The sequence below is a fragment of the Allobosea sp. Root483D1 genome (assembly GCF_001429505.1).
Taxonomy (GTDB): domain Bacteria; phylum Pseudomonadota; class Alphaproteobacteria; order Rhizobiales; family Beijerinckiaceae; genus Allobosea.
Genome location: NZ_LMJW01000004.1, coordinates 311,538 through 326,022 on the forward strand (window position 1 = coordinate 311,538; position 14,485 = coordinate 326,022).

General features: G+C 70.4%; 10 protein-coding genes. 2 read left to right on the plus strand and 8 right to left on the minus strand.

Annotated elements, in window-relative coordinates:
• Window positions 1-52 precede the first annotated feature (52 nt).
• The gene (locus ASE66_RS08520) at window positions 53-3,592 is read right to left on the minus strand and encodes a hypothetical protein (protein ID WP_057189188.1); all 3,540 of its coding nucleotides are present in this window, start codon (window positions 3,590-3,592) and stop codon (window positions 53-55) included.
• A complete protein-coding gene (locus ASE66_RS08525) occupies window positions 3,589-5,955 on the minus strand; it encodes a hypothetical protein (protein WP_156412064.1) in 2,367 nt (788 codons plus the stop codon). The genes ASE66_RS08520 and ASE66_RS08525 overlap by 4 nt, the downstream gene beginning before the upstream one ends.
• Window positions 5,956-6,158: 203 nt before the next feature.
• Between ASE66_RS08525 and ASE66_RS08530 the strand changes: the two genes are divergently transcribed.
• Window positions 6,159-6,731, plus strand: coding sequence for a hypothetical protein (locus ASE66_RS08530; protein ID WP_057189190.1), 573 nt, complete (start codon window positions 6,159-6,161; stop codon window positions 6,729-6,731).
• Window positions 6,732-6,748: 17 nt separating this feature from the next.
• On the opposite strand, the gene ASE66_RS08535 is transcribed toward ASE66_RS08530, so the two are convergent.
• From ASE66_RS08535 to ASE66_RS08545, 4 genes are all read right to left on the minus strand, one after another.
• Window positions 6,749-8,509, minus strand: coding sequence for a hypothetical protein (locus ASE66_RS08535; protein ID WP_156412065.1), 1,761 nt, complete (start codon window positions 8,507-8,509; stop codon window positions 6,749-6,751).
• Between the two features lie 136 nt (window positions 8,510-8,645).
• Window positions 8,646-9,101: a glycine zipper domain-containing protein gene (locus tag ASE66_RS08540; protein WP_057189192.1), complete on the minus strand. Its 456-nt coding sequence runs from the start codon at window positions 9,099-9,101 to the stop codon at window positions 8,646-8,648.
• Complete coding sequence (locus ASE66_RS31985; RefSeq protein ID WP_156412066.1) at window positions 9,101-9,379, minus strand: hypothetical protein; 279 nt, start codon at window positions 9,377-9,379, stop codon at window positions 9,101-9,103. Before ASE66_RS31985 ends, ASE66_RS08540 begins: the two co-directional genes overlap by 1 nt.
• Before the next feature lie 87 nt (window positions 9,380-9,466).
• Complete coding sequence (locus tag ASE66_RS08545) at window positions 9,467-10,891, minus strand: cytochrome P450 (protein WP_057189193.1); 1,425 nt, start codon at window positions 10,889-10,891, stop codon at window positions 9,467-9,469.
• A gap of 206 nt (window positions 10,892-11,097) precedes the next feature.
• Between ASE66_RS08545 and ASE66_RS08550 the strand changes: the two genes are divergently transcribed.
• Complete coding sequence (locus tag ASE66_RS08550) at window positions 11,098-11,379, plus strand: hypothetical protein (protein ID WP_057189194.1); 282 nt, start codon at window positions 11,098-11,100, stop codon at window positions 11,377-11,379.
• Between the two features lie 104 nt (window positions 11,380-11,483).
• On the opposite strand, the gene cueR is transcribed toward ASE66_RS08550, so the two are convergent.
• Window positions 11,484-11,876, minus strand: coding sequence for a Cu(I)-responsive transcriptional regulator (gene cueR / locus ASE66_RS08555; RefSeq protein ID WP_057189195.1), 393 nt, complete (start codon window positions 11,874-11,876; stop codon window positions 11,484-11,486).
• Window positions 11,873-14,416 (minus strand): heavy metal translocating P-type ATPase, encoded by a 2,544-nt coding sequence (locus tag ASE66_RS08560; RefSeq protein ID WP_244494835.1) that lies wholly within the window; start codon window positions 14,414-14,416, stop codon window positions 11,873-11,875. Before ASE66_RS08560 ends, cueR begins: the two co-directional genes overlap by 4 nt.
• Window positions 14,417-14,485 lie beyond the last annotated feature (69 nt).

Here is a 14,485-nt window from a genome sequence, read left to right on the forward strand (position 1 = left end):
GGAGAGGGGTTCGCGTCGCGCCTGTCCCCTTCGTATCGATACATGGTCGCGCTCAATAAATCCGCGAGACGCGGTCGTGCTCGATCCGCCAGCAGGCTTCCCAGCCTTCATTGGCGGCGACCACCGTGACCTTGCGGCTCACCGGCGACAGCACCTCGCTGATGATCTCGCAGACGCCGAAGCCGTCGAGCCCCTCGCGATGCGCCTCGACGATCGAATCGCCTTCGAGCAGCACCATCGGATCCTGCCCGCCAAGCAGCGGGCGCAGGCGCGACAGCGCCTTGCCCTGCGGGTCGAGGCCCGGGATCGTGCGCACGAACTGGAAGCGGCGGCCGAGATTGGCGCGCCCGCCGAGGCTCGGCGCCGTCTCGTCGTGCTCGGCATGGACGCGCGCGCCGGAGGCGATGTCGTAGCCGAGATAATGGATGCGCTCGGCCGCGAATTCGGTGCGCAGGCCGGTGGCGCCGAGATCGCGCATCTGCACCGCCATGGCGGCGATGCCGAGCGGGTTCTTGTGCTGGACGGCGCTGCCGGCCATGTCGCCCTCGATGCCGAGGATGGCGGCGCCGGCGATCACCGCCTTCTTCATCGCCGCCGGCGAGAACGGGCGCTCGAACGGGAAGGCGGCGCGGCTGGCCTCGGCTTCGGCGGCGATCGCCTCGAAGATCGGCGGCCAGAGCGCGGCGCGCCCGGTCGGCACCATGATCACGGTCGGGCGCCTGACCGGGTTGGGCCCGGCGGCGCGGGCCAGGCGCGGCAGCATGCCGCCGAGCACGGCGCCGATCTCGGTCAGGCGTTGCGAGGCTTCGCCCGCGCCCGTCTCCAATGCGCTGCGCGAGAGCTTCAGCACGAGCCGGCGCGTGCCGGCCTTGTCGGGCCCGTCGATCGCAAGCTGGAGGCCCGGCCGCTGCGTCACGTCCGCCAGTGTCGGCTCGTTCTGGGCGACGTAGAGCCCGGCGGGGTCGCCGTCCGGCCTCATCTCGGCAAGGACGAGGTCAAAGCTCTCATCGGTCGCATCCGTATCCCAGCGATAAGCGCTGCCGGAGGCTTGCGCCTTCTCGCTGAGACGGGTGGCGAGACCAGCCTTGGCCTGTTTCACCGCCTGGCGCAGCCAGCTGCGCGCCGCCAGCGCGGCGGCGTCCTCGCGTTGGATGGCGCGGGCGAGCGAGGCCTCGGCGAAGGCCGGCTGCCAGTGGGCGTCCTGCCCGTCCATCGCCCGGTCGATCAGGGTAGCAGCGATGCCGGTCAGCGCCTCGTCGATCAGGTCGCCGCCGACAGGCAGGCCGAAGGTCGCGAGCGTCGAATGGTTCAGCCGGTCGCCGTCGCGACGTAGGGACGCGAGCGCGACGTCGCTGGTGCCGCCGCCGATGTCGAGTGTGATCAGCAGCGCCTCGCTTTGGTCCGGCACGGCGGCGCGCACCTCCGGCAGGCTGGCGACATAGCGCGCCGCCGCGACCGCCTCGGGCACGGTGACGGCCGCATCCGGGAAGCTGGTCGTACCGGGGAAGAGCCGCTCCAGCCGCTGCGCGAACAGTTCGAGCGCGGCGCGATAGCGCGAGGCGATCTCGTCGCCGATGCCGCTCGGGCAGGAGACCAGGATGCGCGGGACCACTGGCGGCGGCGCATGGTCCTCGACGCGCAGGCGGTCCTCGCCCAGGCGCAGCACATAAAGATCGACCAGTTCGTCGAGCACGTCGGCGACCAGCGGCGCGATTTCGACCGTATTGGTGGCGACGACGCGGTCGGTGGCGGCATCGTAGCGATGCACCTGCTCGTTCAGCGTCAGCGAAACGGCGCCGGAGGTCAGCGCATGCTTGAGCGAGTCGATCCGCTTGCCGCTTTCAGCCAGGCCGGATTGCGGTGGCGGGACGGGTGCCGAGACGTCGTAGCGCCGCGCGAACGCCTTGAGCCGGCGCGCCACGCTCGCTCGGTCCGAGCCGATCAGGGCGAGGTCCGGGAGGCTGTGCGGCGCATGGTCGGCGCGCAGGTTGTTGCCCGAATCGAGCCCGACATGGCTCGGGATCAGCGGCGCGGCGCCGGCATCCTGCAGGGCGGCTTCGCCGTGGCGCGGGTCGACATGGGCGGCGAGCCAGGTGCCCAGTGCCAATGGCCTGATCTCGGTCGCTCGGCCGGCGGCGCGCGGCGCGCCGGACCAGATCGAGGTCGCGGAGGCCCCGAGGTCGATGCAGATCGGCAGGCGATGGACGCGGCGGCTATAGCGCAGCGGCAGGCTCGCCTGCGCGAAGGCCTGGCCGCCCTCGTCAGCGGACTTGATAGCGAGCAAGATCGTGATCTCGCCACGCAGCACATTGGCGCCGCTGGTGCGCACGGCGCGCGACAAGGTCGTCGTCAGGTTCTGCATCGGCACGACGGCCCGGCCGCGCCGGCCGAAATCGCCCTCGCGCACGATCTCGAGCGGGAAGGGCATCGGCGGCTCGGCGATCTCGGTTTCGCCCATCCGGCTGGTGACCTCGACGATCAGCGGCGCGGTCCGGGTCAGCGGCCAGCGGCGCAGGTCGATCACCAGCCCGTCGCAGCGCACGATCGAGGTCTCGTCGTCCGGGTCGACTTCGGCGTTGAGCCCGCCGGTGATCTCGAACTGCGCGGCTCCGCCGAGTGGGCAGGTGAAATGCTGCCCCGCGATCGTCAGTGCGACCTCGCCGCGGTTCTGGCTGCGGATCGGCACCGAGCGGGCTTCGAGCGCGCTCGACCAGGGCTTGGCCGGGCCGTCCGGATCATGGCCTGCACCGTCCTGGCCGACCCAGCCGCCGAGCTTGGCGGTGAGCCTGACCTGCAGCGGCGCCTTCGGATTGGCCTGGATCGTCTCGTCGACGAAGTCGAGCACGGCGTCGCGCGTCAGCGTCACGTCGAGGCGGACCTCCTGGCCGGCCAGCGCCGGCGCGTCGGCAAGCCAGATCAGGTGCCGGCTGGTCGAGGTGCCGGCGTCCGGAAAGCGCCGGAGCGAGACCGAATGGTCCATCGGCGCGGCGATGCTGAGCGAAAGATGCTGCGCCTTGATGCCGAAGCAGCTCGCTTCGATGGTCAGCCCGCGTCGGCCTTCCAGTACGATGTCGCGGGGGATGTCGATCGCGATCTGGCTGACGGCGAGCTGCTTGCCGGCCAAAAGCGAATCCAGGTCGATCTCGACCGGCTCGATCCGCCACTCCGGCTGCGAGGCTCCGGCGAGCGCCGCGATCTTGATGAGGCGTCGCGGCGAGGCGCGGGTGCCGCTCGCGGTCTCGACGATGGTGGAGAAGGCGATCTCGATGCTGGCGTCGCTGTCGACATCGGCCTGGGCGCGGTGGTTCGCGACCGCGCGCATCACCGCCTCGCGCTTCAGTCCCAGCACCAGCCGCTCGCCGGCCCGGATCGCGGCCTTGTCGAGCAGGGCATTGCCTTGCAGCCAGCCGATGTCGACGCCGCTCGCAAGGCTCGGCGCATGCGAGACCAGCGAGACCGTCACCGCCTTGACCATGTCCTCCGGCGCCTCGAAGGCGAGGAGGTCGATCAGCTCGCCGCTGCGGTCGAGCGCGATGGTCGCGGCGAAGCTCCCCAGCCGGGTCTCGAGGTTGTAGCAGGGCAGAGTGGTCATGCGTCCTGCCTCGAAGCGGTGTCCGCCGTGGTGCCGCCGGTGAGCGCGGTGCCCCAATGATGATCGAGCCCGGTCAGCGCGGCGGCGGCGGCGAGATAGCGCGGCAGCATGTCGCCGCTGCCGGCCCTGAGCCGGCGATAGGCGGCGCCGAAGCCGGTGTCCCGCAAGTCGGCGAGGGCCTTTCCGGCAAAGGGCACGCTGGCGAAAGCGGAGTCGGCTTCGTGCCGGACCAACTGCGCCAGCAGGAGCCGGCCGTAGCCGTCGAGCGTCTCGCGCAGGGCCTTGTTGCGGGCGGTCCCTTCATCGGCGGGGCCGAGCAGCCCGTCGATCGCGGTCTTGAGCTCGGTCAGGGCCTGCGCGAGGCTTTCGATATGCGAGAGAGAGCCGGCGAAACTGCGGCTGGCCGCCGCGAGCCGCTGCGCGCCGCGCACGGGGTCGCCGCCGCGATGCGCGCGGGCCGCGAGCCCTTCCAGGCCGAGCGCCGCTTCCCAGCTCCGGATCAGAGCGGCGGCTGCGAGCGCCTGGTCGGCCTCGCGCCGCAGGACGGCGAAATGGCCGTGCAGCAGAACGATCTCGCCCGGGGTGAGCTCGCCGAGCCGGCGCGACAGCTCGTCCGTGATTGCCGGCGACTGGCCGGATTGCTGCGCCGTCTCGGCGAGTTCGCTGCGCATGCGGGCGATCGCTTCGAGGCCGGGCGTCGGCTGCCGCTGTGGTCGCCGGCGCAGCTCGAGCAGCAAGGCATCGAGCGGCGACAGGCGTCGCTGCCCGCGTTGCGTCGCCGCCACCGCCACCGCCTGCTCTACCTCGGCTGCGAGCCCGGTCTCGATCCAGGTCTGATGAACGCTGGCGGCGACATCGTGCAGCAGCCGCATCGCGCGCCGGTCGTGCCCGGCCAGCGCCATCGCCTCGCGGGCGAGCGCCTGCGGCAGGTTGGGGTCCTCGTACCAGGCCAGCAGCCGCTCCAGCCCGGCCTCGTCCGGCCCCGATCCCGGCAAGGGCAGGACGAGCCTCGCGGCGCAGGCGCGCGCCGCGAGCCGAGGCTGCGCCAGCGCGCGCAGAAGCATGGCGACCTGCTCGGACAGCGAGCGCTCGCCGAGTTCGTCGATCCGGTCCGGGTCGATCCCGCTCGTCCCCGCCAGCGCTTCCAGCAGGCCGGCCGGTGCGCCGGAGCTCTTGCTGCGTGCATCGAGCCGGGCGAGAGCTCCGGTCGGCGCCTGCGCCAGGCGCAGCGCGATCTCGCCGAGCAGGGCGCCGAGGCGCGCCGGCCTCGCCGTGCTCGTCGCGCGCCACAGGCCGTCGGCCAGTCGCCCCGCCGCGAGGGCAAGGTCGTCGTGCAGGGGTGCGGCGCCGCCTGCGACCGCGACGACGAGGGCGTTGCCGCCGCCCTGGCCGAGTGTCAGGCCGGTCGCGGCCGATGCCGTGTAGCGTGCGCCGTGCGGGACCGCGGCGAAGGCGCCCTCCCGCCAGCGCAGCGTCATCGGGCTGCCGCCGACCGCCTCGCTGTCGCCGTTCCAGACGAGCTGGCGACGCGGTTCGGAGAAGACGATGATGTCGTCGGCCTCGACCCAGTCGGGGAGTGAGAGCACGCCGCCCTCGGCCTCGGCGCGGGGGCGGAGCAGGCGGAAGCCGCGGCGCAGCGCGGCGACGCGGCCGAGCCCGGTCGCGTCGACATCGCGCTGATCGGCTGGGGAGGCCGCCAGCGTGTCGAGCTCGGCCTCGATGGCGAGCCGCAGGTCCTGATCGATCTGCGCGAGCGCCTGCCTGGCCTCGCGCATCGCCGCCGGGAGATGCGCCACCAGGAGGCCGTCCGCAGCCGCCTCGCCGGCATCGCCGGCAAAGGCGAGCGTCAGGCCGCCGCTCGCGCTGCGGCGCGCCGTCAGCGTTGTCGTCGCGGCGCGTTCGTCGTCCGGATGCAGGAAGGGGCCGGCCAGGAGCCGGTAGCCTTCCGCCTTCGAGCCGCTGGTGCGGTTCAGGCCGGAGGCCAGAAGCGCCGCGCCCAGCGCCGTCTCGGCCGGTCCTGTCTGCTCGGCGAGCCCGCCATCATCATCGCGATAGGCTTGCACCAGCGTCAGGCTTGCGGCGTTCCGGTCGGCCTCGGCGAGCGACAGCCTGTCGTCGAGCTGCACCGGAATCGTGCCCAGCCGGCCATCGGGCTCGACCGTCACGGCATGGAGGGCGTGGCTCCCCGGAGGCAGGGTCGCGAACAAAGGCGCCGTTCCGGCATCGGCGGCCGCGATCAGGCTGATGCGGCCGCTCGTCTCTTCGGCGGCAAGGAAGCGGGCTGGTGCGCTCTGCCGCCAGATCGCGGCGACATGGCGTGAGCCGTCCCAGATGATGGCGACGGGCGCCACGGAGGAAGTCACGGAAACAGGCTCCGGGGAAGGCGAGCTGGGCGGGGCGACGTAAGCAGACCTTGCGCGATGGCCCGCCGTCTTGCAAGACATGCGCTCGGCTCGACCTTTTCGGTTCGGGCCAGATCTTGCGGCCGGCCGGCTGCACTTACGGAAACCTGCCGCGCCGGGCTGCCGACGATGGTCGGACCGGAGCCGAGACGGAGCGGGATGCGATGACGGCAGAAACGGTTTGCTTCGCCGCGCTGCCGGCCGCCTTGCCCGCCGCGCTCGCCCAGGCGACCGCCGGCGAGGATGTCGCGCTGCGTCGCCTGGCGTTGTCGGAAGCCGCAGACGCGGAGGCGCAGGAGGTCGAGGCGAGCTTCATCGCGCCGCGCCTGCTGCCGCGGCTGTTCCGCGATCCGGCCCAGGCGGCTTCGCAGGCCCAGGCGGCCCTGCTGGGCGCCGGGCGGCTGATCATCCTTTTGCCGGTCGGGCGCTATGACGACGGCGTCTGGGCGCCGATCATCGAGCGGATCCTGTCGGGGCTGGATGCCGCGGCGGAACGGCCACGGGAGGTCGTCCTGGCCTGGAGCGGGGTCGAGCCCTTCCTGGCGCCGTTCGGCCGCCGGGCCCGGGAAGTCTGGAACGATCCGCGTCTCGCCCCCGGCCTGCTCGGCGTACTCGACCGGTCCGCCCGCTCGCTGCCGGCCGTGCTGGATACGGCTGCCAATGTCCGCCGCGGCCTGATCCGGTTCGAAGCGGCCGAGGATGAGGGGCCGGCGCGGGCGGCGCTGGCGCTTGCCTGAGCGCATAGGCCGGCCGATTACTTCCAGACCAGGGCGTTGGCGAGGTCGCGCCGGCCGCATTCCAGCGACATGGCGTTGACGGCGGCGCGGTAGCCCTGCAGCGAGTAGATCACATGGGCCGGCCGTCCGTCCGGTGCGGTGCCGCTGATCTCGAGCGTCGTGCCCCGGTTGTAGCCGGCGACGGCGTCCATATCGAGGATCGGCTGGCCGTTCGAGCCCTGCTTCGTCGGACGGATGAAGTTGCCGGCGGCGGTCGGGACGGCGTTGAGCCGACGCACGGCACTGCCACCTTCCCTGATCACGGCCTCGAAGGGCGTGCCCGGCTTGTAGTAGCGCTTGTCCTCGATCAGGTGCTGGAGATCGCCGCTGCCGCCGCTGCTTGCCTGCAGCAGGATGAACGGCGCCTGCTCGCGCCAGTAGCGCGGCCCGGCTTCCTGCGCCGCCGTATAGGCGAAGCAGGTGCGTTGGCCGGTGCGCGGATCCTCGGAGACGCTGGCGTACCAGTCCTGGAAGCGGCGCAGCAGCCTGCCCGGCGCTTCGGGCATCAGCATGTCCTTGGTGTCGATCGCGCGCGCCCGGAGCTGGAAGTCCTGCGCGACGGGGCCGGCGCTGGCGACACGGATCGTGTACTCGCCCGGGCCGAGCTTGTAGCGCCGCAGGTTCGGCCGGCCCGGATTGGCGATGTGGATCGTCTTCATCGGCGCATTGTTGCGCCCGAGCACGTCGACGGGAACGGCCGGGTGAGGTCCGCGCACGCTAGCGGTCGGAATGTCGACCTCGACATAGGATTCCTGCGCCACCAGGAAGGGATATTGCTGCTGCGCACGGCCGCCTTCGATGCGTGCATTGATCCGCAGCGGCGTCTGGTCGAGCCGGGGCGTCACGCTTGTCGGGCCGAGGGCGGCCCATTGCTGCATCGTTGGCAGCTCGTCGAGCGTGACGACGCCGTCTTCCGAGACCGGCGTGGTATTGCGGCGGTTGACGCTGACCGAAAGGCGGTAGCCAAGTGGGCGCGCGTCGATCGTGACCATGCCGTCCCAACGCTTCTCCTCGTCGCCAGACGGGTCATGCGCGATGACGAGGGTGACATGACGCTCGGCCCGGATCTTGGTTTCCCTTTCCTCGGCATTCTGCCGGCTCAGGGCCCGGCGCATCTTGTCCGAGAAGAACTCGTACCAGCCCGGGCTGACCGGCAGCCCGCTCAGCATCCTGATCGAGAGCGTCAGCGGGTTCGAGGTGTCGACCGAAGCGGCCCAGACGCCGGCTGCGACCTTGTTGAAGAGCTCGTCCGTCGAGGTATATTCCTCGCCGATGAAGTCCTGCGAGACCGTGAAGGGGTCGAGGCTGGGCGAGCAGCTCTCATAGCCGTTCCAGCCGTGCGCCGAGAGATTGAAGCGCGTCGCGACGCCGGCCTTGTAGCCGGAGGCCCGGATCTCGAGCTGGATCTTGCTGAGCTGTTCCTTGTTGTCGCCTGCCAGCGGATTGTCGAGCACGCCGGTGTCGACGATGCCCTTGATCGGGTCGAGGTCGAGCCAGGGCGCCATCGTCACGCCCTGAATATTCGAGAATGCAGCCCGGATCTGCTGCATGATGTTGTTGCCCTGGTCGGTCGTGAACGCATCGCGCGTCGCCGGGCGCGAGGCGATGCCGACGGTGACCGGCAGCTTGAGCTGCGGGCATTGCTGCTGGATGCGCTGCCAGAGCAGTTGCGCGGCCGAACCGAAGGGGTTGTACGGGTCGAAGCCGGGCATGATCTGCGTCTGCGCCGTAGCCTCCACCGGCGGCACTGCTATGAGGCAGGCAACCGTCAGACAGAGGATTCGTTTGGTCAGCGCTTTCGCAATCATCTCGGTTCGATACTCATGAGGTCCCCCCTCGCGAACGAGGGAGGACCGGTTCTCGCTTCGCCGCGGCTCAGATGCCGGACGCTTCGTTGGTCGCCAGATTGACCTCGACCTGGTCGGTACCGGCGGCCTTGCCCTCGCGGGTCACGGTGCGCTCGACGACGCGGATCTTCTGACCCTGGCTGTTGTTGTAGGTCCGCACGGTGCGGGCGCGGACGGTGACGTTCTGGCCGCTCGAATTGCGGAAGCGCTGGGTGTTCGAGCCGCCCGAGCGCGCGGCGATGTAAGCCGCCTCGCGAGCGCGCTCCTTCTCGATCGCGTCGGCGATGACCAGGCCGGCAACGCCGCCGATCAAAGCGCCGATCAGGGCGCCGCGGCCGCCGCCGACTGCGCCGCCGATCAGGGCGCCGGCGCCGGCGCCGAGCGCGCCGCCCGCAGCGACACGCTCTTGCGACCCGGTGCAGCCGCCGAGCAGGAGCGCGCCTGCGACGAGGATGGTTCCGGCCTTCATGGTCTTGGCATGCATCACGTCACCCCAGTAAAGGTTGTTTTCCAAAATCCATGGCGCCTGCAATCTGGCAACTCTTGCATCCGGCAGAGCCAGTTTCGCAAAACCCGGGCAAGACCATACGGCGCCACACCCGGCATCTCTTCCATATTGGCCATTTCTGGGCAAGGGCTAGCGCAGTTTGTGACAATTCCGGCAATCTTTAAAATGTTCGCAAGCCAGAGTTCGCCCCGGAAGCCAAGAAAAACCGGGACTGTCGGGCTGCCGCACAGCCGCTGCTCGGTCGCATCGGCCATCGGCGGCATGACATCTTTAAAAACGCGGGGTTCATCTTTAATACTTTTCCGGCAGCTGTGGTTAATTCGCCTCGGTCCGCTGCCTCCTTACCGCGATGAGCGACGCACCGTCACACGCATTGGCATGCCTCGGCTCGGGCGCAACGTGATGCGCTGGACCGGCATCGGCGCCTCCTCGCCGGCATGGTCGAAGCGCAGTCGCCGCAACAGCGTAGCCAGGACGATCACCGCCTCGACCATGGCGAATTGCTGGCCGATGCAGACCCTCGGGCCGGCGCCGAAGGGCAGATAGGCATAGCGGGAGATCGTTTCGCGCGCGCCAGGCAGGAAGCGCTCCGGCCGGAAACGATCGGGGGCTTCCCAGAGCGTTTCGTGCCGATGCAGCAGATAGGGCGAGATCACCACCAGCGCGCCCTTCGGTATGACGCATGCGCCTGCCGCGTCGTCCGCCAGCGCCGTGCGCGACAGGGAGGGCACTGGTGGATAGAGCCGCATCGCCTCCTCGATCACGGCGCGGGTGAGCGCAAGGCGCTCGCCCGCCAGGGCCGCGGCCGCGAGATCTTCGCCGGCGGCATCGATCTCGGCCTCGAGCGCGTCGCGCACATCCGGCGAGAGCGATATCAGAAAGAGCGACCAGGTCAGGGCGTTGGCGGTGGTCTCGTGGCCGGCGCCGATGAAGGTGACGATGTTCGCGCCGACCTCTTCCTCGCTCAGCCCGGTCCCGGTCTCGGGATCGCGTGCAGCGAGCAGGGCGTCGAGCAGGTCAGGCTTCTCCGGCCGCCAGCTGCCGCCGGCGTGCAACGCCTGCCGCTCGGCGATGATCGCCTTAACCTGGGCCTCGAAGAAGGTGATCGCCGGTCGCGCCATCCAGCGGCCGATGCGCGGCAGCCAGGCCGGCGCGCCGAGCACGTCGAGCGGGTCGATCCGCCCCTGCGTCTCGAAATAGCGGGTCAGCGCCTTGCCGAAGGCGTCGGCGCCGCCGGCGATCGCGTTCGAGAACATCGTCTCGGCCAGGATGTCGTAGGTCACGCGGGTCATGTCCGCGGAGATGTCGACGATGCGGCCGCTGCGTCGGCGGGCCATGCGCTCGGCGGTTCGCTCGGCCGGCCCCGTCATGCGCTGCGCCAGCGCCGTGACCGAGCGCGGCGTGAACAGCGGCGCCAGGGTCCGCCGGGCCCGTTTCCAGGCGTCGCCCTCCGCCGTCAGCAGCCCTTCGCCGAGCCCGGGCGCCAGGACGGTGCGCTGGAGATCGTCCTTTCGGTAATTGGCCGCGTTCTCGACCAGGACATGGCGGACGACCTCCGGGTCGGAGACGACCACGCCATAGCCGAACAGGCCTTCGCCGGCGACGATCGGCTCGCGGAAATGCCGCGTCCGCCAGATCGTCAGCGGATTGCGGCGCAGGCGCAGCAGCAGTTCGAGCCGACCGAACTCATGTTCTTCCGGCACGGGGGCCGGTGGGCGGCGCCGGCGTGCATGGGCGGCCGGCGCGGCTGCATCCACTGCAATCATGGCTCTCTCCTTGCAGAGTCGAAGCCGAACGGGCCTGGCCGATCGGAACCGGTTCTGAAGGCAACAATCTCGTTCCGGTTTGAGACATTCCGAAGGCGCAAGCCGCGTGCCAACCGTCCTGCGATTGTTGCATTGCAGAGAATAATCCACGCAATCTTGTGCAGTGCACAATAAGTGTTACTTTAGGCGTCCAAGGAGCCACCGAGATGCCCGAGTACAAGAATCCTCCCCCGCGCGTCCTGCGCCCCCGCGTCGAACTGCCGACCCTCGAAGAGGCGGTGACGGCGGCGCAGTGCATGAGCGATTCGCCGGAGCAGCAGGCCGAGCTCGCCGCCCAGCTCATGGGCGTTACCGTCGCCGAGGTCGTGCCGCTGATCCGCAAGGCCGCGCACCGCACCACCGTGATGACGCCGAACCGTTCGGTCGTCGTGGTCCGCCGGCCGAGCCGCACCTTCTCGCCGCGCCTCGCCGAGGCGATGCGGCGCTGAACGGCGCACAGCATTCTTTCGATATCTGCGAGCGCCGGAGGCCTGGATAGGCCTCCGGCGCTTTGCTTTGCAGGCCGCGGGACGGCGCGGTGGGCAGGATATGCTCAGTTCGACGAGCCGATCTTGTCGAGGATCGGGCAATCCGGTCGCTGGTCGCCATGGCAATGGCTGGCAAGATGGCGCAGCGTCGCCGCCATCGCCTGCAGCGCCGCGGCCTTCTCCTCAAGCTCCGCGACATGCTTCAGCGCCAGCGTCTTCACATCGACGCTCGCCCGCGAGCGGTCGCGCCAGAGCGCCAGCAGCGAGCCCGTCTCCTCGACCGAGAAACCGAGGCTGCGGGCGCGGCGCACGAAGCGCAAGGTGTGGACGTTCGGCTCGGCATAGACCCGGTAGCCAGAATGCGAGCGCGCCGGCGGCTCGATCAGTCCGATCTGCTCGTAGTAGCGGATCATCTTGGCGCTGACGCCGGAGGCTTCGGCAGCTTGTCCGATATTCATCCTATCCTCCCGAAGGCGGTGGCCGGGGCGGCGCCCCGCTCTGCCGCGGTGATGTCCTGCCGCGCCGCGAAGCGGCGCAGCCTGAGTGCGTTGGCCAGCACGCTGACGCTGGAGAAGGCCATGGCGAAGCTGGCGAAGACCGGCGACATCAGCACGCCCCAGAGCGGGTAGAGCGCGCCGGCCGCGACCGGGATCAGCAGCACGTTGTAGCCGAAGGCCCAGCCGAGATTCTGGCGGATGTTGGTCATCGTCGCCTTGGACAGGCCGATCGCCTCCGGCACATGGCGCAGATCCCCCGAGATCAGCACGATGTCGGCGCTTTCGATCGCGATGTCGGTGCCGGCGCCCATGGCGATGCCGATATCGGCCTGGGCCAGCGCGGGTGCGTCGTTGATGCCGTCGCCGACGAAGGCGACCTTGGCTCCACCGGCCTGCAACCGCTCGACGATCGCCGCCTTGTCGGTCGGCAGCACCTCGGCCTCGACGGCGTCGATACCGAGCCGGGCGGCGATCGCCTCGGCGGTGGCGCGGTTGTCGCCGGTGACCATGACGATGCGCAGGCCGAGCGCCTTGAGCGCGGAGATCGCGGCCGAGCTACCCGGCTTGACCTGGTCGGCCACGGCGACGAGGCCGGCCAGCTTGCCATCGATAGCGACATAGAGCGGGCTCTCGCCGTCGCGAGCCGAGGCCGCGGCCTGCTCGGCGAAGATCGCGGCGGCGATGCCGCGCTCGGCCATCAGCCGGGCCGAGCCGACCAGGATGTCGCGGCCTTCGACCCGGGCCGAGATGCCGAGGCCGGGCTCCGCCGCGAAATCGGCGGCCGAAGCGAGCGCGAGGCCGCGCCGCCTGGCTTCCGCGACGATCGCCTCGGCGGAAGGGTGCTCGGAGGCGCTCTCGGCGGAGGCGGCGAGGCGCAGGGCCTCGTCCTCGGCGAAACCCTCGGCGGCGACGAAGCGTGTCACCTCGGGCCGGCCCTTGGTCAGCGTGCCGGTCTTGTCGAAGGCGATGGTCGAAACCTCGCTCAGACCCTGCAGCGCCGCGCCCTGGCGGAACAGGATGCCGAGCTCGGCGGCCCGGCCGGTGCCGACCATGATCGAGGTCGGCGTCGCCAGGCCCATGGCACAGGGGCAGGCGACGATCAGCACCGCGACCGCGTTGACCAGCGCATAGGTCAAGGCAGGCGAGGGGCCGAAGGTAAGCCAGGCCGCGAAGGTCATAAGCGCGACGGCGATCACCGCCGGCACGAACCAGTTGGTGACCCGGTCGACCAGCGCCTGGATCGGCAACTTGGCGCCTTGAGCCTGCTCGACCATGCGCAGGATCTGGGCGAGCAGGGTATCGGCGCCGACCTTCTCCGCCCGGAAGCGCAGTGCGCCGTTGCGGTTGATCGTGCCGCCGATCACGGTGGAGCCGACGCTCTTATGCGCCGGGACCGGCTCGCCGGTCACCATCGCCTCGTCGACGTAAGAAGCGCCCTCGACGACTTCGCCGTCGACTGGGATCTTCTCGCCCGGCCGGACCAGCACGAGATCGCCGACCCGGACATGCTCGATCGCGATCTCGCTCTCGACGCCGTCGCGCAGCACCCGGGCCGAGCGCGCCTGCAGCTGGACCAGCCGCTTGATCGCCTCGCTGGTCCGGCCCTTCGCGCGGGCCTCAAACCAGCGCCCGAGCAGGATCAGGGTGACGATCACCGCCCCGGTCTCGAAATAGGTGTAGTCCGTGCCGGCCGGCAGCCAGTCGGGCGCGAAGGTCGCGACCACCGAATAGGCATAGGCCGCCCCGGCGCCGAGCATGACCAGCGCATTCATGTCGGGCGCACCGCGCAGCAGCGCCGGCCAGCCCTTCAGGAAGAAGCGCAGGCCCGGCCCGAACAGCACGACGGTCGTGAGGCCGAAGGCGATGAGCTTCAGCACGAAGGCGTCGATGCGGGCGTAGAGCCAATGGTGGAAGGCTTCGCTCAGATGCGGCCCCATTTCGAGGATCATCAGCGGCAGGGTCGCCAGCGCAGCGACGACGACCGCGCGGCCGAGTGCGCTCTGCTCCGCCTGGCGGCGCGCGGCGGCGGCATCGCCGTCGTCGCTGCGCCCCTCGTCGATGGGCTCGGCCTCGTAGCCGGCGACAGTGACCGCCGCCATCAGAGCCGGCGTGATGCCGGCATCGGCGGCCCGGACTGTGGCTCGCTCGGTCGCGAGATTGACCTCGGCGCTCAGCACGCCCGGCACGGCGCGTAGCGCCTTCTCGACCCGGCCGACGCAGGACGCGCAGGTCATGCCGGAGATCGCCAGCGTGATATCGGTCGCGCCGGGCTCATAGCCGGCCTTGCGGATCGCCTCGGCGACCGACCCGGCACTGCCGCCGGCCAGGGTCACGCGCGCCTTGCCTGTCGCCAGGTTGACCTCGGCTCGGCTCACGCCCGGTACGGCCGAGATCGCCTTTTCCACCCGCCCCACACAGGACGCGCAGGTCATTCCCTCGACCGGAATATCGATCGTGCCGGGCCCGCCCGCGGGCACTTCATGCTTCGCATGCATCGTCATGACGCATCACCTTCCTTCTGTCGTTGGAAGATGGCTACACCTTCCCATCATGGGAAGGTCAAGCGCCTG